At 59.9% G+C, this 15455-nt stretch carries 16 protein-coding genes; 6 read left to right on the forward strand and 10 right to left on the reverse strand.

Translation table 11 applies throughout. The annotated features are described in order from the left end of the window. Positions 1–253: hypothetical protein (locus ACK4TM_RS13625; protein ID WP_409702166.1), on the reverse strand; the 253-nt coding region annotated here is incomplete at its 3' end. 234 nt (positions 254–487) lie between these two features. Between ACK4TM_RS13625 and ACK4TM_RS13630 the strand changes: the two genes are divergently transcribed. The 3 genes from ACK4TM_RS13630 to ACK4TM_RS13640 all read left to right on the forward strand — a co-directional run bounded on the left by ACK4TM_RS13630 (position 488) and on the right by ACK4TM_RS13640 (position 3291). Beyond that, positions 488–1105, forward strand: a complete 618-nt coding sequence (locus ACK4TM_RS13630) for a ribonuclease HII (protein WP_409702168.1) — start codon at positions 488–490, stop codon at positions 1103–1105. A 104-nt stretch (positions 1106–1209) separates the two neighbouring features. Next, a complete protein-coding gene (locus ACK4TM_RS13635; RefSeq protein WP_409702170.1) occupies positions 1210–2319 on the forward strand; it encodes a site-specific DNA-methyltransferase in 1110 nt (369 codons plus the stop codon). A 228-nt stretch (positions 2320–2547) separates the two neighbouring features. Next, on the forward strand, positions 2548–3291 hold the full coding sequence (locus ACK4TM_RS13640) for an outer membrane protein (RefSeq protein WP_409702172.1): 744 nt from the start codon (positions 2548–2550) through the stop codon (positions 3289–3291). A gap of 197 nt (positions 3292–3488) precedes the next feature. On the opposite strand, the gene ACK4TM_RS13645 is transcribed toward ACK4TM_RS13640, so the two are convergent. The 3 genes from ACK4TM_RS13645 to ACK4TM_RS13655 all read right to left on the reverse strand — a co-directional run bounded on the left by ACK4TM_RS13645 (position 3489) and on the right by ACK4TM_RS13655 (position 7172). Beyond that, positions 3489–4727, reverse strand: a complete 1239-nt coding sequence (locus tag ACK4TM_RS13645) for a Hint domain-containing protein (protein ID WP_409702174.1) — start codon at positions 4725–4727, stop codon at positions 3489–3491. A 252-nt stretch (positions 4728–4979) separates the two neighbouring features. After that, positions 4980–6116, reverse strand: a complete 1137-nt coding sequence (locus ACK4TM_RS13650; protein WP_409702176.1) for an alkane 1-monooxygenase — start codon at positions 6114–6116, stop codon at positions 4980–4982. A gap of 66 nt (positions 6117–6182) precedes the next feature. Further along, positions 6183–7172, reverse strand: coding sequence for an A/G-specific adenine glycosylase (locus tag ACK4TM_RS13655; RefSeq protein WP_409702194.1), 990 nt, complete (start codon positions 7170–7172; stop codon positions 6183–6185). 116 nt (positions 7173–7288) lie between these two features. On the opposite strand from ACK4TM_RS13655, the gene ACK4TM_RS13660 reads away from it, so the two are divergent. Both ACK4TM_RS13660 and ACK4TM_RS13665 read left to right on the forward strand, forming a co-directional pair. Then, the gene (locus ACK4TM_RS13660) at positions 7289–7798 is read left to right on the forward strand and encodes a DUF721 domain-containing protein (RefSeq protein WP_409702178.1); all 510 of its coding nucleotides are present in this window, start codon (positions 7289–7291) and stop codon (positions 7796–7798) included. A 12-nt stretch (positions 7799–7810) separates the two neighbouring features. Beyond that, entirely contained in the window at positions 7811–8476 is a 666-nt protein-coding gene (locus ACK4TM_RS13665) for a DsbA family protein (protein ID WP_409702180.1), read from the forward strand. On the opposite strand, the gene lpxK is transcribed toward ACK4TM_RS13665, so the two are convergent. From lpxK to ACK4TM_RS13695, 6 genes are all read right to left on the reverse strand, one after another. Further along, the gene (lpxK, locus tag ACK4TM_RS13670; protein ID WP_409702182.1) at positions 8473–9459 is read right to left on the reverse strand and encodes a tetraacyldisaccharide 4'-kinase; all 987 of its coding nucleotides are present in this window, start codon (positions 9457–9459) and stop codon (positions 8473–8475) included. The genes ACK4TM_RS13665 and lpxK overlap by 4 nt on opposite strands. Positions 9460–9461: 2 nt before the next feature. Then, on the reverse strand, positions 9462–10658 hold the full coding sequence (locus ACK4TM_RS13675; protein ID WP_409702184.1) for a 3-deoxy-D-manno-octulosonic acid transferase: 1197 nt from the start codon (positions 10656–10658) through the stop codon (positions 9462–9464). A 21-nt stretch (positions 10659–10679) separates the two neighbouring features. After that, a complete protein-coding gene (locus ACK4TM_RS13680; RefSeq protein WP_409702186.1) occupies positions 10680–10925 on the reverse strand; it encodes a DUF4170 domain-containing protein in 246 nt (81 codons plus the stop codon). Positions 10926–10962: 37 nt separating this feature from the next. Next, a complete protein-coding gene (locus ACK4TM_RS13685) occupies positions 10963–11754 on the reverse strand; it encodes a 3'(2'),5'-bisphosphate nucleotidase CysQ (protein ID WP_409702188.1) in 792 nt (263 codons plus the stop codon). Then, on the reverse strand, positions 11741–13099 hold the full coding sequence (locus ACK4TM_RS13690; RefSeq protein WP_409702190.1) for a TldD/PmbA family protein: 1359 nt from the start codon (positions 13097–13099) through the stop codon (positions 11741–11743). Before ACK4TM_RS13690 ends, ACK4TM_RS13685 begins: the two co-directional genes overlap by 14 nt. Positions 13100–13216: 117 nt before the next feature. Then, on the reverse strand, positions 13217–14716 hold the full coding sequence (locus ACK4TM_RS13695) for a DUF2125 domain-containing protein (protein ID WP_409702192.1): 1500 nt from the start codon (positions 14714–14716) through the stop codon (positions 13217–13219). 130 nt (positions 14717–14846) lie between these two features. Here ACK4TM_RS13695 and ACK4TM_RS13700 point away from each other — a divergent pair. Beyond that, positions 14847–15455 (forward strand): SDR family oxidoreductase (locus tag ACK4TM_RS13700; protein ID WP_409702196.1); only part of this gene is annotated, 609 nt, incomplete at its 3' end.

The following is a 15455-nucleotide window of genomic DNA, read 5'->3' on the forward strand; positions in this document are numbered from 1 at the left end:
TGTCCCTTCGTTCTTCCAGGCCGGATTCGTCAAAGACGCCCAGCACATTCAACAATTGCCAGCCATCGCGGCCAAGGCCGTCGCGCAACTGCGCCTCGGCTGCGGCCACGCTACAATCGCCGCGGACTTCGGTTATGCCGTAATGCAGCCGCAGGGGATTGTCCTGCTTGGCTTTATAATCGGCATAACACGCAGCCTGTGCGAAAGTTGCGAACAGACAAAAGATCAGGAAAGAAACGGAAAGGGTTTTCATGGCTCTGATCTGATCCAAGGGCTGGCTGCTATGCAATAACATCATTTGTGATCGCGGATGCAAGGGCGATATCATCTGCCGCTATTGCCTGACGCATCGTCATATGCGCAATTTCCAGGCATCACACAGCGCGGACTCGTGCCCCGGTTGCCGCGCTGCTTTTGGGCAGGGTGTCAGGTCTGACGCTCTGCCCTTTTTTCTTGCGCTGGCGCGGCGGGTCTGGTCACTGGCCGCATGACTGAACCTGACTTTTCATTTGAACAGGCGGCCCTTGCCCTTGGCCATTCCCGGATTGCCGGTGTGGATGAGGTGGGGCGCGGCCCATTGGCGGGTCCGGTCGTCGCCGCCGCCGTGGTGCTGGACGCCGCGCGCATCCCTGCGGGGCTAAATGACAGCAAGAAATTGTCATTGGCCCGTCGCGATGCGTTGTATGAACAGATCATGGCCGGCGCTGATGTCTGTATCGCCCAAGCAAGCGTCGCGGAAATCGATGCCCATAACATCCTGCGCGCGTCCCATATCGCCATGGTCCGCGCGATTGCAGGATTGTCCGCTCCGCCCTGCCATGTGCTGATCGACGGCAATCTTGTTCCACGAGGGCTCGCCCTCTCTTGCGAACCCATCGTGAAAGGCGACGCGCGCAGCCTGTCGATTGCCGCCGCCTCCATCGTCGCGAAAGTGTGGCGCGACCGCCACATGGTGGATTTGGCGCAACAGTTTCCGGGCTACGGCTGGGACGCGAACGCCGGTTACCCGACCGTGGCGCACAGATCGGCGCTAGCGGCCCTTGGTGTGACCCCTCACCATAGACGTTCGTTCAAACCAGTGCACAATATCTTGTATCAAGATTAAATCGTAAGTGATTGATTCAATAAAGGTTTTGACAGCGAATCGCCTCTGAATCACATTAGGGCCAACCAAAGAGCGGATAATTCGCCGGGTGTATGAGGCACAAAATGACAGTCAAAACGAAAACAAAAGTGGCGCAGGATCTGCCACTGAACACCATTATCGACGGCGATTGCATCGCGGTGATGAACAGCCTGCCTGCGGGATCGGTTGATCTGATCTTTGCGGACCCGCCCTATAATCTGCAGCTGAAAGGCGATCTGCACCGGCCTGACAATTCCAAGGTTGATGCCGTCGATGATGCCTGGGACCAGTTCGACAGCTTTGCAGTCTATGACCGTTTCACCAAGGCATGGCTCGCCGCTGCGCGCCGGCTGCTGAAACCCAATGGCGCGATCTGGGTGATCGGCAGTTATCACAACGTGTTCCGCATGGGTGCGGAACTGCAGAATCAGGGGTTCTGGATCCTGAACGATGTGGTCTGGCGCAAATCCAACCCAATGCCGAATTTCCGGGGCAAACGCCTGACCAACGCGCATGAAACGCTGATCTGGGCGTCCAAGGAAGAGGCGAGCAAATATACGTTCAACTATGAAGCGCTGAAATCGCTGAACGAAGGTGTGCAGATGCGGTCTGACTGGGTGCTGCCGATCTGCACTGGCCATGAACGGCTGAAGGATGAACATGGCGACAAGGCGCATCCGACGCAGAAACCGCAATCCTTGCTGCACCGTGTCATCGTCGGCACGACCAATCCCGGCGATGTGATCCTTGATCCGTTCTTTGGAACCGGCACCACAGGTGCGGTCGCCAAAATGCTGGGCCGCGATTACATCGGGATCGAACGCGAGGCCGCGTATCGCAAGGTCGCTGAAAAGCGAATCGCGAACACCCGGAAATTCGACAGTGAAGCGCTGGAAGTGTCGTCGTCGAAACGGTCTGAACCGCGCGTCGCCTTTGGCGTGCTGGTCGAACGCGGCATGCTGCGCCCGGGTGAGGAATTGTGGTCGATGAACGGCCGCCACAAGGCAAAGGTCCGCGCCGACGGCACGTTGATTGGCGATGACATCAAAGGGTCGATCCATCAGGTCGGTGCTTTTCTGGAAGGCGCGCCAAGCTGTAACGGCTGGACTTACTGGCAATTCAAGCGCGACGGCCAGAAGGTACCGATCGATATTCTGCGCCAGCAGATCCGTTCCGAGATGGAAAAGCACTAAGAATCACCCCCAGTTGCTACCGCCAGTGCCAGCGGCAAACCCTGTCATTGCGGCAGGGCCTGCTAGCGCTAACTTACCCCGTCATCGCAAGATGGCGGGTTTTTTCGTGATAGGACTACTAATCACCATAGCTTTTGGGCTACTTGACCCTTCGGGCCACTGCCGCGAAAATGGCAGGGTTAAAAATTATTTAACGAAATCGTTTATTTTGAGTATCTGGAGATAAAGATGAAAAGATTTTTTAGAAAAATGGCAGTCGTGGGATTAGTGAGCTGCACTGCTTCTGCCGTCACCGCCCAAGGTGTGACCGGCGATGTCTGGTCAGGTTTTTATGCGGGTGGCGCGGCCAGTTTTGGTATGTTCAAGACGGAAACCTTCGATCACTGGTGCAAGGTTTCCTGCGAATTCGCGAATCTGTCAGAGATGGGCGGCGCTGTCGGTGTCACGCTGGGTTACGATATGCAGATCGGATCTCTCGTGGTTGGCGGGATTGCTGATTATATGATTGGCGACTTTGAGACAGAGAACGTGGTCGGAAGCTTTCAATCCGACAACCCTGTCGGTCCCGACGACCGGTATGCATCTTTCACACAGTCAAAATGGGACAGCATTGCAACTCTGCGGGCGCGGGCAGGTGTGTCTGTTGATCGGTCCCTGATTTTTGTTTCGGGTGGTCTGGCAAGTGTGGAGGTCAACTATCGTCAAGATGGTAACTTTGGACCAGACGCATCGCCCGGGGGTTACAAGCCTTATAGCGGTCGAGAAACCGGTTTTGCCGCTGGCGTTGGTATCGAGCATGCCTTTACTGACCAACTTTCCTTTAGCGCCGAATATCTATACGTCGGATTGCCTAGCGTTAACGGCGGTCAGTTCTTCGAAGACTTTTCTGACGACGGGCCATCAGAGGAAAGTTCGGTTAAGTTCAGTTCAAGCGCCCAATTGATCCGCGTCGGCGCAAACTGGCGCTTCTGAGGTTGCTCGTCACGATAAGCAACCGAGTGTTTTAAACTGCCCGCCATCGCAGGATGGCGGGCAGTTTCCAGCCAGAAGGCCGATGCAGATCATCGCGCAGACTTGCGCTTTTGTGTCAGCGGAAAACCGTGCTGCTCTCAGCTTTTCGGCACCGGATAGTTCCGCTTGATGTGCTTGCTAGAACGTGGTCCAGAAGTTCAGGCGACCTGTTCAAGAAACTTTCTGGCCGGGGCGGGGACAGCATCGGGGTCCGCTTGCAGTTTCACGTTGTTAAGCACGTGGCGCGTGGCAAGTTGACGCCCCAAGCGTCCTTTGATCAAGGGGCGTGCAGGCTTGTGGCTTTCATCATGGGCCAGATGGGGGAACAGCGCCAGTATCTCGGCGCGGGCGGCAGGGCCGACATTCTCTAATGCGACGGGACCAGGGAAGAGCGATTCACTCATCGCGCCGTTTGCCCAGACAATATGATGTTCATCCAGCAGAAAATGATAATACGATACATGTGCAAGGTCGTCGCAGCGCGCTATCCCGTCAATTTCCAAAAGGTGCTTGGCGGCGACCAGCACCTCTTCTGCATCGAACATACGCTGTGCGATCTTTGAACGCACAAGTATCCGGTGTTGTGGCGAAACGACCAGATCCTGAACCGGAAGACCATCACCCAGTGATCCGGCTGAAATCCGAATTGGGCGCGCATCGGGTGACGCCTGAAGGTCCACCATGTCAGTATGCCCCGCCCAGCGAATATGCTGGATATCGCCGTCGGCGGTATATACCGCGCTGCCGGCGTCAAGCTTCTCGACCGCCACTTGCCCTTCGGGGGTCGCGATCAATGTGCCCTTGGCAAAGCAGAAGTAGTTGACGACGCTGCGGTCGGTCCAGAGACCGCGGTGCGTACCATCTTGCAAAGAGATTAATTCCAGAGATTTAATCGCTTTTTCATTCAGCGCATTAAAACTGCTTCCTGCACCTCTAGGGGGTGCGATGAAGGTATGGAAACCACCGCCCTCGCCCTCACGGGCGTAAACCTGAAATACGTTTAGATCAACTGGATCAGACGTGGTGCCGTCATGATATGTCAATCTAATGCTGTATGTTGCCACGCCGTCAAACTTGTAAACTTCGGCTGTACCGTCCCGGTTCAGGTCTACCGAAATTTCATCGCCCCTGTTATTCTGATCAAGGTAGCTGGTCTGGTTCGTCGGACTGGATTTGTCTATCGGCCTGATCTGATGGGTATGATTGAACAAAGGGCCGTGTTCTGCGTCGTTCCCGAAAACGCTACCTTCCAATGCCCTCGCATTCTCAGCTTGCTGAGGCGACACATTATAGGTCCCAGTTTTGTAAGAACCATCACTATTCACGCCATCGCCTTCGACGGTGTCGATCTCAATCTCAAGCTTACCTAGATAGATAGCATTCCAAACAGTCGCCATAGCGTAACCCAACCCTAATCATTACAGTGCCCCAAGGATCGAGGCTTTTACCAACATACATGATGATTTAAGTCATTTTCCTTCGTCAAAATCAAGGATATTTTCAGCCCCTGGCAAGAGCATTTCCATCCAGATTTGGCAGCGGTGGAGCCATCTGCAGGACAATTTAAAACGCTTGCACGCGGTTCGGGGTTAGTGCCCGCGCTGACTCGCCCTGCCTTCAACCACGCGACTGCAGGACGCTGGGAATTATCATCGTGGCATCGGATTCTTCGCATTCTTGTAAGGACGCCAATCTGCGATCTCCGGATAGAAGGTTTCCCGCCACTCTCTGACCTTGGGGTGCATCACCTTGCGCCACACCGGCGGGATCAGCGCCGCCATGGTCATCACTGGATAGCCGTGGGGCAATTGCGGAGCTTCATCCTCGGTATAGGTTTGCAGCAGGGGAAACCGGCGGTCCGGCTTGTAATGGTGGTCTGAATGCCGTTGCAGATTGATCAGCAGCCAGTTCGATGCGCGTTGCGACGCGTTCCACGAATGGCGCGGCTTGACGTGCTCGTATTTTCCGTCGCCCAGATGTTTGCGCGTCAGCCCGTAATGTTCGACATAATTCACGAGCTCCAACTGGAAAATCGCCCAGAATGCCTGTGTCGCGAACAGGAACACGCCCCAGGCCCCGCCGATCACAGCCGCAAGCGTGATAAAGCCTAATTGCAGGGCGAGATAGCGCCAGAACGGATTTGATATATGCGTGGCGTGCCGGTTCCTGCGGGCCAGCATGGCCTTTTCAGCGCGCAGGGCAGAGACGAAACACTGATGAAGCACCCGGATGAAAAACCGATAAAACCCTTCGCCATAGCGCGCGGTGACCGGATCGCGCGGGGTGGCGACATAGCGGTGATGCACCAGCAGATGTTCAGACCGGAAATGTGAATAAAGCACCGATGCGAGCAGGATATCCGCCAGCCAGCGTTCCCATTTCGGTTTCTGGTGCATCAATTCATGGGCATAGGTGATCCCGATGGTCCCGGACAGAATGCCCAGCCCCGCGAACAGCGCCCATTCTGCGACCCGGTCCAGATGACCTGTCGCGGTGACGTAATACAATATGCCAAATATCGTGACCAATTGCAGCGGCCCCCAGATCAGCGTGACCAGCCGGTGCCAGAACAATGCTTTTTCCGGGGTCTCAGGGTCTGCGTTGGATTTATCCAGCCCGACGACATAATCCAGCCCCGAAAACAGCCACCACGCAGACAGCGGCAGCAAGATGATCGTCCAGCCGCCTTGCGTCGCGACAAGGGCCGCCAGCGGGATCAGCCCCAGCGACAGCCAGAACGGCAAGGCTGCGGATAATTTCCCATGCGGTTGGGGTGCCGTCGCCATCTCTTGCGTCCTTATCATGCAGAGGTTGTGAAATGATATCGCCGGATCTGACAGCTCTCAATCATCCTACAACATCTCTGCTACCAAATCGTAAACCTTACGCATCGCTGTCGGCAGTGCCGCAGGGCTGAAATCCTGCTTTGCCACGAAATCGCCCCGTTGCGGCTGCGCATTCAGCGGCACACAGGCGATCATGATCTGTAAATGCAGATGGAAATGGGTAAAAGTATGGCGCGCCTCTGCGTCAATCGTGATCCAATCGGCGGCCAGGGGCGGCGCTGGGTCCGGGTCCTCGGACCAGTCAGAGCCGGGCCAGCCAAGCATGCCACCAAGCAACCCCGTCTCAGGCCGTGTTTCCAGCAGGATTGCGCCATCCGCGCGCTGCACGACATAGGCGATGCCACGCCGTGTCGGCACTTTCTTTTTTGGCGACTTGCGCGGCAGATCGGCAGCGGTCCCCGCCACGCGCGCAGCACAACCGTCACGCCACGGGCAAATCCCGCAGGCCGGATTGCGCGGGGTGCAGATCGTTGCCCCCAAATCCATCACCGCCTGCGCATAATCGCCCGCACGCCTGTCAGGTGTCAGCAGGCGCGCGCGCGCGGTCAGTTCCGGTTTGGCGGCGGGCAGTGGTGTATGGATATCGAACATCCGCGCCATGACCCGTTCGACATTGCCATCGACCACGACCTGCGGCTGGTCAAAGGCAATCGCGGCGATGGCCGCTGCTGTGTAGGGGCCGATACCGGGGAGGCTCAGCAAGGTGGCATGGTCGGACGGAAACCGCCCGCCGTGATCGTTTACCACGACACGCGCGCATTTCAGCAAATTGCGCGCGCGGGCGTAATAGCCAAGCCCGGCCCAGGCGGCCATCACATCGGCATCTTCAGCCGCCGCCAGCGCACGCACATCAGGCCAAAGGCTGGTGAATTTGCGATGGTAATCGCGCACAGCGGCCACGGTGGTTTGCTGCAACATCACCTCGGACAGCCAGATGGCATAAGGGTCGGGTACCACGCCTGTCTTGCGGTCGGCGGGCGGCACCCGCCAAGGCATGCTGCGGGCGTGGATATCATACCATGCCAAAAGCTCTGAACTCGGATCGTGCAAACTGTCGCCTCTTCCTGCAGCACCGGCTTGGCGCTGCGCTGTTGATAAGGTAAAGCAAAGCGATGAAACAGCCACGTCACAACGGAACGACCTACGGTTTTTCGCGCGCCGCCGTGCTGGTGCAGACCCGCATCCGCAGCGCCAGCGAACAGCGTGGCTTTGCCGTCACCCGCCTTTTGACGCATTGGGCCGAGGTGGTGGGCGAAGGTACAGCCCAGATCGCCACGCCAGTCAATGTCAGCTATGGGCGCGCCGGGATGGGCGCGACGCTGACCCTGCTGACCACCGGCGCACAGGCCCCGATGCTGGAAATGCAAAAGGAACAGATCCGCGACAAGGTGAATGCCTGCTATGGTTATCGTGCCATCGCGCGGGTCCGGATCACGCAGACCGCGCCGACAGGCTTTGCCGATGGTCGGGTGGCCTTTGCCCCCGCGCCCAAGGCTGTAACGCAACCCAGCGCAGACGTGATTTGCAAAGCCACGGCCCTATCTGAAAATATAGCAAGCGAAGATCTGAGGGCGGCATTGGCCAGACTTGGCGCGCATGTCCTTGCAAAACAAAAGAACTGAACAGAGGTAGATATGAAACGCAGAATGCTATTGGCCGCTGGTGGCGGTGCCGCTCTTGTTGCTGGCGCTGGCTGGTTTGTCAGCCGCCCTGATCCGGCGACAGGCCTGCTGCCCGGTGCGGCAAGCGCGCAATCCAGCGATGGTGCGGCCCCCGAAATCGTCGATATGGTGCTGGGGAACCCAGATGCGTCAGTCGAGGTGATCGAATATGCATCCTACACCTGCCCGCATTGCGCGACCTTCCACGCCGACCAGTTCCAGCAGATCAAGGCGAATTACATCGACGAGGGCAAGATCCGCTTTGTCTATCGGGAGGTTTATTTTGACCGCCCCGGTCTTTGGGCGTCGATGATTGCCCGCAGTCAGGACAATCCTGAATTCTTCTTTTCCTTCACCAGCATGTTGTACGAACGCCAGCGTGAATGGCTGGCTGGCGGCGATCCGGCGGCGATTGTGGAACAATTGCGCCGACTGGCCAAAGTTGCGGGTCTGGACGATGCCGCGCTTGATGCTGCCCTGTCCGACGGCGCCAAGGCAGAGGCGCTGTACACCTGGTATCAGGATAATGCGCAACGCGACGGGATCAATTCAACCCCGAGCTTCCTGATTGATGGTCGCGCTTATGGCAATATGCCCTATGCGGAATTCGCCGATATTCTGGACGCGCGGATCGGCTAAAGCCCCAGTCGTTCAAAGGCTGCATCGATCGGCGTCCAGTCGACCAGTTGCAGCCGGACCGGCAGGGTCAGCACCTGCATGCGAAACGCATCCGGCAGGCGCACGGCGTCTTTTTCGGTTGTGACCAATTGGGCGCGCTGCACCTGCGCCTCGATCTGCAGGCGTTTGATCAGGGCGGAGGTCAGGGGTTGGTGATCTGCCAGCGCCTCTGCGCGGACCACGTCAGCGCCCATGTCGCGCAGGGTACGGAAGAATTTATCAGGGTGTCCGATCCCGGCAAAAGCCAGCAACCGCAGATCGCGCCACGGCATCCCAGTGGGTAAGGGGGCCAGATGGCCGATCAGATGGGGCAGGGTGATGGACCAGTCCGCGGTGAACCTGTCCTGCGCGTCTGGCGGGCCGATGGACAGGACCAGGTCCGCCCGCGCCAGCCCCCGCGCCACAGGTTCACGTAACGGACCAGCGGGGATCACGCGCCCGTTGCCGAAACCACGCAGGGCATCAACCACTACGATAGACAGGTCCTTGGCGACATCGGGGTTCTGAAGCCCGTCATCCATCAGGATCACATCCGCCCCCGCTGTCTGCGCCGCAGCGACACCTGCCGCGCGGTCGCGCGCAACCCATGTGGGTGCAAAAGCGGCCAGCAGCAGCGGTTCATCGCCTGTCTGTCCCGCCTTGTGCCTGCGTTCATCGACCTGCAACGGCCCTGTCAGCGTTCCGCCATAGCCGCGCGACACGACATGGGGGTTGCGCCCGCGCGCGCGCAACCGTTCGATCAGCGCGATGGTTGTGGGGGTCTTGCCGGTGCCACCCGCGTTCAGATTGCCGATACAGATCACCGGCACATCGGCGCTGATCTTCGCAGGGCGGCGCAGCCGGCGAGCCGTCAGGGCGGCATAAATCCAGCTCAGCGGCGTCAGCAGTCGGGCATTCAGCGCCGGGCTTTGCGGCGGGGTGAACCAGAAGGACGGTGCGCGCATGGTCAGGCCACCCTGTCTTCCAGCCGCTGCCGGATCAAGCTGACGATCCTGTTGGTCACATCCGCGCCGCGCGATGTCACATCCCATGCGGCATGGGCCATCTGTGCGGTCTTGTCAGGGGCCAGCAACGCCTCGACCGCGGCACCAAGCTGGGCGGCAGAGGCCAGAAGCCGCGACGCCGCCGCCTTGTCCAGCCGGGCGGCATTGCGCTGGAAAGGCGCGATATAGGGGCCGTAAAGCACCGCTGACCCCAATGATGCAGGTTCAAACGGATCGCGGCAGCCACCGCCGAACAGCGTCCCGCCCAGATAGGTGACAGGGGCGATCCGATACCACAGGCCCAGGGATTGTTCACTGTCCACGACAAAAACTTGCGTGGGTTCGGCCGGTTCGGCGCACTCGGACTGAAGCGTAACATGAAATCCGAATTCGCGCACTTCCTGCGCCATCGGCCCTGCGTTCTCCGGGGTGTCAGGCACGACGATCAGCAACAGGCGGTGGGCGCGGCGGCTGGCCTCCTGATGCGCGCGGCAAAGGGCGTTGCAATCATCGCGCCGGGCCGCCGCCGCAAGCCAGACCTGTCGTGTCCCGATGGCCGCCGCCGTATCGCGGCGTTCGCCTTCATCGCAGCCCAGAACCTTGGCGCAATCCTCCATCGGGCCGGTGACAAGAACGCGGTCTTGCGGCGTGCCTGCTGCGATCAATCTTTCAGCGGCGGCGTCATCAAGGGCAAGGATCGTGTCGAATTGCGACAAAAGCGACCGGATCGCCCCCGGCACCCAGCCCCCGGCCATGCGGTGAAAGCCCATGCCGTTGGCATCGACCAGAATGCTGGGAATCTGCGCCGCGCGCATCGTGTTCAGCAGCATCAGGTCCAGATCACCGCGCAGCCAGATCGACAGCATGGGGCGCCAATGGGCGATAAAGGCGCGGATATTGTCCTTTCCCGTGGGTTCGGGCAAGGCGATGCCTGCCAATGCCGGTTTCCAATCCGGCACGGTGGCAATGATCTGCACCTCGTCGGCGCCTTCGGCAAGCCTGCGTTCCAGCGTCGCGACGGCGGACAATTGGTCAGCATGGCTGCACCGCGCCCAGATGATCGCGCCGTGGGGGCGGACAGGTTGGGCGGCCAGCGCGTCTTCGCGCCCGTCACGGCGCAGACCCGCCATATAGGCCGCGATTCTCAGGGATCGGCCCATGATCCTGCCCTTTATCCGGCGTCAGACGCCCAGTTCTTCGGTGGCAGAGGCTGCTGTTTCCTCGTCCCGCAGGCGGTGAATATGCGCGATGAAATAGCGCATATGCGCGTCATCCACGGTACGCTGGGCGGCTGCTTTCCATGCGTTATAGGCGGTTTGGTAATTAGGAAACATGCCGACGATATCAATCTTGTCGACATCCTTGAACGCGTTTTTTGTCGGATCGACCAATTCACCGCCAAAAACGAGGTGCAGACGTTGTGTCATCGGGAATTCCTTGGGTGGGTGTTGCGTTGCGCAGACCTTAAGGCTTTGTGGCAGATGGCTCAAGCCGCGCTGCAAGGCTGGCGTGCAATTCCTGCCCTGCCGCGATCACGCCGGGGACCTGTGGATGGGCATTGTTGAACCGCAGATGCTTGCCTGCCTGATCGGTCACGGTGCCGCGCGCCTCTGCAACAATCAACGCACCGGCCGCGATATCCCATTCCCAGCTAGGCCGCAGCGTCAGCATTGCGTCAAACCGGCCCTGTGCAACAAGGCAAAGCCGATAGGCCAGCGATGACCGGAACGCCTGTTTGAAGGGCGGCAGGGCCGCGTCTTTCCAAAGATGCGGGGCGAAATTCGCTTTGGACGCCAGCACGCGGGCCGTGTCTAGCTGGGACTGGCTGACGCTGATCGCGGTGGCGTTCACCTGCGCGCCGCCCCCCGCCGTGGCCGTGAACATCAGATCGTGCAGCGGCAGATAGACGGCAGCGGCAATTACCGCGCCATCCTCGACAATCGCCAGCGAATGCGACCAATCCTTGGCCCCGTCGATAAAGGCGCGGGTGCCATCGATCGGATCGATAACGAACTGACGCTGCGTGGTCAGACGGGCATCGCCGTCAGGCGTTTCCTCAGACAACCAGCCGTAACCGGGGCGTTTGTCGCGCAGGAAATCGGCCAGCATATCGTTCACGGCCAGATCTGCCACCGTCACCGGCCCGGCACCGCCCGGTTTGTTGGTCACCTGCGGCGATTGCCCGAAAAACCCGGTCGCTATGGTCCCGGCCTTTTTCGCGGCGGTGACCAGCAAGGAAAGATCACTCTCCTGCAAGGGTCAGCCCTTCGACCAGCAGCGACGGGATCACGCGCGACAGATGCGGTTGCGCATCATTGGCGGCGATCAGAGTCATCAGCATGGCGCGGAGATTGCCCGCGACGGTGCATTCGTTGACCGGATAGGCAATCGCGCCATTTTCCACCCAGAACCCCGCAGCGCCGCGCGAATAATCGCCTGTGTTCGGGTTGATCGTGGACCCGATCATTGACGTGACCAGCAACCCGGTGCCCATTTGCGCGATCAAATCAGCGCGGCTGGCCGTGCCTTGGGTCATGGCGATATTGGTCAGGCCGGGGGATGGCGGCGCGCCCGTGGACCGCGCGGCATTGCCGGTGCTGTTCATCCCCAGCTTGCGCCCGTTGGCCAGATCCAGCGTCCAGCCGGTCAGCACACCATCATCAATGATCGCGCGCCGCGTGGTGGGCAGCCCTTCGGCATCATAGAGCCGCGATCCGGTGACGCGGGCGCGGTGCGGTTCCTCGATCACCGACAGCCCCTTGGGCAGGACCTGCGCACCCAGCGCGTCGCGCAGCCAGCTAGAACCACGCGCGATGGCAGCACCGTTCGTCGCCTGTAGCAGATGGCCGATCAGCGCCCCGGAGATGCGTTCATCGAACAATACCGGATAGGCCCCGGTTTTCGGTCTTCGGGCGCCTGCACGTTCCACGGCGCGGGCGGCAGCGCGGATGCCAATATCCTCTGCGTCCCGCAGATCGGCCTGAAACACACGGCTGTCGTAATCGTAATCGCGTTCCATCGCCGTGCCAGTGCCGGTGATCGCAACACAGGACAGGCCCCGGTCCGTGCGCATATAGCCTGCGGAAAAGCCGTTGGTCGCGGCCAGATGCACCTGACGCCGCGAATACCCGGCTGAGGCGGATTGCACCTGACTGATGTCCTTGTTGCGTAGCGCCGCCGCCTCGGCCCGCGCCGCCTGATCCTGCAACGTCGCCGGATCGGGTTCGTCGCTGGGGTCGTAAAGGTCAAGCGCGCTCGTATCTGTCTGCTGCGCCAGTTGCGCGGGATCGGCAAGGCCGGCATGCGGATCCTCGGGCGCTTCGCGGGCCATGGCGACGGCGCGTTCGGCCATCTGGCGCAATGTGTCAGGCTTGGTGTCCGAGGATGACACGCAGGCCTGCCGTTTGCCCACCAGAACCCGCAGCCCGATGTCGATACCTTCAGACCGTTCGGCATGTTCCAGCACGCCGCCCCGCACGTCGATGGACACAGATGTCCCGTCCACGGCCATGGCATCGGCGGCATCTGCCCCGGCCTTGCGGGCAATATCGATCAATTGGTGGGTCAGGTCGGACAGAGACTGAGACGGGGATTGGGTCATGGCGCTTCCTTTGCTTGCCGATGACCTAGTGCGCTGGCCGGTGCGCTGCAAGGCCGCTGGCAAGAATGCGAAGGGCGCGCCAGTTGCCCGGCGCGCCCTTCGTCAGGTCATATCAGATCAGCGAATCCGCTGACCATTGGCCAGAACCTGCCCGTCACCTGTGACTTCCAGCCGTGTTTCCAGCTGGTCGTCGCCGGTGGACCGGGCAAACATGCCCATCATCATCCGCGGTGCCATCAGTTCCTGTTCCGGGATCAAGCCCATGGTCACCAGATTGTCCAGCAGCGCGTTCAGCCCGTTGATCTGGATTCCAACCTCGCCTTCAGGCCGGGGGAAAGGGGCAAAGCTTTCCAGATCGTCGTTGTCAAAGGTGAAGGCACCGTCGCCGGTCAAGGTCGCCCCGGCCAGCGCGATGTTCAGCTGTGTCAGTTCGATCTCGGTCAGTTCCACCGGCAGATCGCTTTCCATCATCGCGTCTTCCTGGGCGGGGTCGAGCATGTCGAACAGCGGACGGGCCAGACCCGACAGGGCAATCTGAATGGTGGCCGGGTCACGTGGCAGCACGCTGGATGGATCAAGCATCGCCCAGATGGCATCGCTGACTGCCAAATCCACCAGATTGATGCCAAAGCCGAACGGCTGCGGGGTATCGGTCCGCGCCATTGGCATTTCAAAATTCACGCCGTATTCCGCAAGGCTGATATCAATCGGGAAAGGGGCCGCGGCGGAAACAAAGCTTGCCGCGATATCGGTCGTGCTGGCGTTGTAGGAAACACTCTGATCGCTGATCTGCCCGGTCAGGCTGCCTGTGCCCGCAGACATGGAGCCTGATATCTCATCACCTTCGGCATTGATGTCGAACACGAATTCGCTGCTGTCGACAGTATAGCCACCGGCAAGCGCCATGCCGGACGCGATCAACGCCTCGGGGTTATCCATATCGGCGTCACGCGGCATGGTGATATCGGCTTGGATATCGACCCCGGTTACCCGGCCGCCGCCAGTCACATATTCGCCCATCGTCCCCGGTGGCTGGACGTCCACCAGAATATCCATCGATGCGATCTGCATGTCATAGGTGGTGTTACGCATGTCGCCCAGACGGGTCGCATAGGTGCCGGTCAGATTGTTGCCAGTCACCTGCACATCACCGCTAAAGGTGACGTCGCCATCGACGATATCCTGCAGGGCAACAGTGAAGCTGTCCGCGCTCAGCGCGTAATCCAGCGCGTCTGGCGTGCCGCTGACCGTCATTTCAAGGCCGGGGTGGCTGATCAGAATGGTGATGATCGCGCCATCCTGCGCGGTCAGGACCATCGGATAGCTGTCGGATGTCGTGATCGACACGCTGCCGTCGCTTTGTTCGGCGAAGACCAGTTCATCAATCGTCAAGACCGACGAAATCTCTTCATCCACCGTGCTTAGCGTCAGGCCGCGGACCGTCAGCCGGTCGCCGATCATGTCTTCCGAGGCGGTGGCGACACTGCCACCGAACATTTCCATTTCGATTTTCCAGTCGTCCCAGACCTGCTGGGCTGATATATCGGCCAGTGCCGCGCTACCTGAAACCAGCGCGGCAAAACACACGGCGCCGCGCAGAGTTGACTTATAGGTCATCTGTTTCCCTTTCATTCTGGGTGCCCTACCTGTGCAAACCTTCCAACCGGCCGGAATGACGGATAGCATCGGCGAAAGTGTTACCCATCTGTGGCCCAGACCGAAAGGGATTGATGTGAAAAAGTTCGATATGACCGGCAAAACCGTGCTGATCACCGGCGCAAGCCGTGGCATAGGCGAGGCGGCTGTGCGGGAATTCGCGGCAGCGGGCGCGAATGTGGCCCTGATTGCGCGCAGCACAGACGATCTCGCCCGCATCGCGGGCGAGATCGGCGACAAGGCGCTGGCGATTCCCTGTGACGTGGCGCGTTACGGTGAATTTGAACAGGCCGTCGCTGCCACCGCCCAGACGTTCGGGGGATTGGACGTGCTGATCAACAACGCGGGCGTCGTGGACCCGATGGGTGATTTCGCCGGACTCGACCCCGAAGACTGGGGGCGCACCATTGACATCAACCTCAAGGGGGTGATGCACGGGATGCGCGCGGTGATCCCCGGTATGATCGCGCAGGGCCACGGCACGATCCTGAATATCTCATCGGGGGCCGCGCACAACCCGGTGGAAGGCTGGACGGCATATTGCGCGTCAAAGGCCGGGGCCTATATGCTGACCCGCACCGCGGATCTGGAATGCCGAGACAAGGGGTTGCGGATCATCGGTCTGTCGCCCGGCACCGTCGCGACGAAGATGCAGCGCGATATCAAGGCATCCGGTGTCAGCCCGGTCAGCCAGTTGGAC

Origin of the sequence: Yoonia sp., assembly GCF_046292185.1 — a bacterium.
Lineage (GTDB): Bacteria > Pseudomonadota > Alphaproteobacteria > Rhodobacterales > Rhodobacteraceae > Yoonia.

What these genes read in the sequence shown, in the direction of transcription:
- ACK4TM_RS13630 (WP_409702168.1), top strand. Translation starts at nt 488, where the DNA reads ATGACTGAACCTGACTTTTCATTTGAACAGGCGGCCCTTGCCCTTGGC.
- ACK4TM_RS13635 (WP_409702170.1), top strand. Translation starts at nt 1,210, where the DNA reads ATGACAGTCAAAACGAAAACAAAAGTGGCGCAGGATCTGCCACTGAAC.
- ACK4TM_RS13640 (WP_409702172.1), top strand. Translation starts at nt 2,548, where the DNA reads ATGAAAAGATTTTTTAGAAAAATGGCAGTCGTGGGATTAGTGAGCTGC.
- ACK4TM_RS13645 (WP_409702174.1), bottom strand. Translation starts at nt 4,727, where the DNA reads ATGGCGACTGTTTGGAATGCTATCTATCTAGGTAAGCTTGAGATTGAG.
- ACK4TM_RS13650 (WP_409702176.1), bottom strand. Translation starts at nt 6,116, where the DNA reads ATGGCGACGGCACCCCAACCGCATGGGAAATTATCCGCAGCCTTGCCG.
- ACK4TM_RS13655 (WP_409702194.1), bottom strand. Translation starts at nt 7,172, where the DNA reads ATGCCTTGGCGGGTGCCGCCCGCCGACCGCAAGACAGGCGTGGTACCC.
- ACK4TM_RS13660 (WP_409702178.1), top strand. Translation starts at nt 7,289, where the DNA reads ATGAAACAGCCACGTCACAACGGAACGACCTACGGTTTTTCGCGCGCC.
- ACK4TM_RS13665 (WP_409702180.1), top strand. Translation starts at nt 7,811, where the DNA reads ATGAAACGCAGAATGCTATTGGCCGCTGGTGGCGGTGCCGCTCTTGTT.
- lpxK (WP_409702182.1), bottom strand. Translation starts at nt 9,459, where the DNA reads ATGCGCGCACCGTCCTTCTGGTTCACCCCGCCGCAAAGCCCGGCGCTG.
- ACK4TM_RS13675 (WP_409702184.1), bottom strand. Translation starts at nt 10,658, where the DNA reads ATGGGCCGATCCCTGAGAATCGCGGCCTATATGGCGGGTCTGCGCCGT.
- ACK4TM_RS13680 (WP_409702186.1), bottom strand. Translation starts at nt 10,925, where the DNA reads ATGACACAACGTCTGCACCTCGTTTTTGGCGGTGAATTGGTCGATCCG.
- ACK4TM_RS13690 (WP_409702190.1), bottom strand. Translation starts at nt 13,099, where the DNA reads ATGACCCAATCCCCGTCTCAGTCTCTGTCCGACCTGACCCACCAATTG.
- ACK4TM_RS13695 (WP_409702192.1), bottom strand. Translation starts at nt 14,716, where the DNA reads ATGACCTATAAGTCAACTCTGCGCGGCGCCGTGTGTTTTGCCGCGCTG.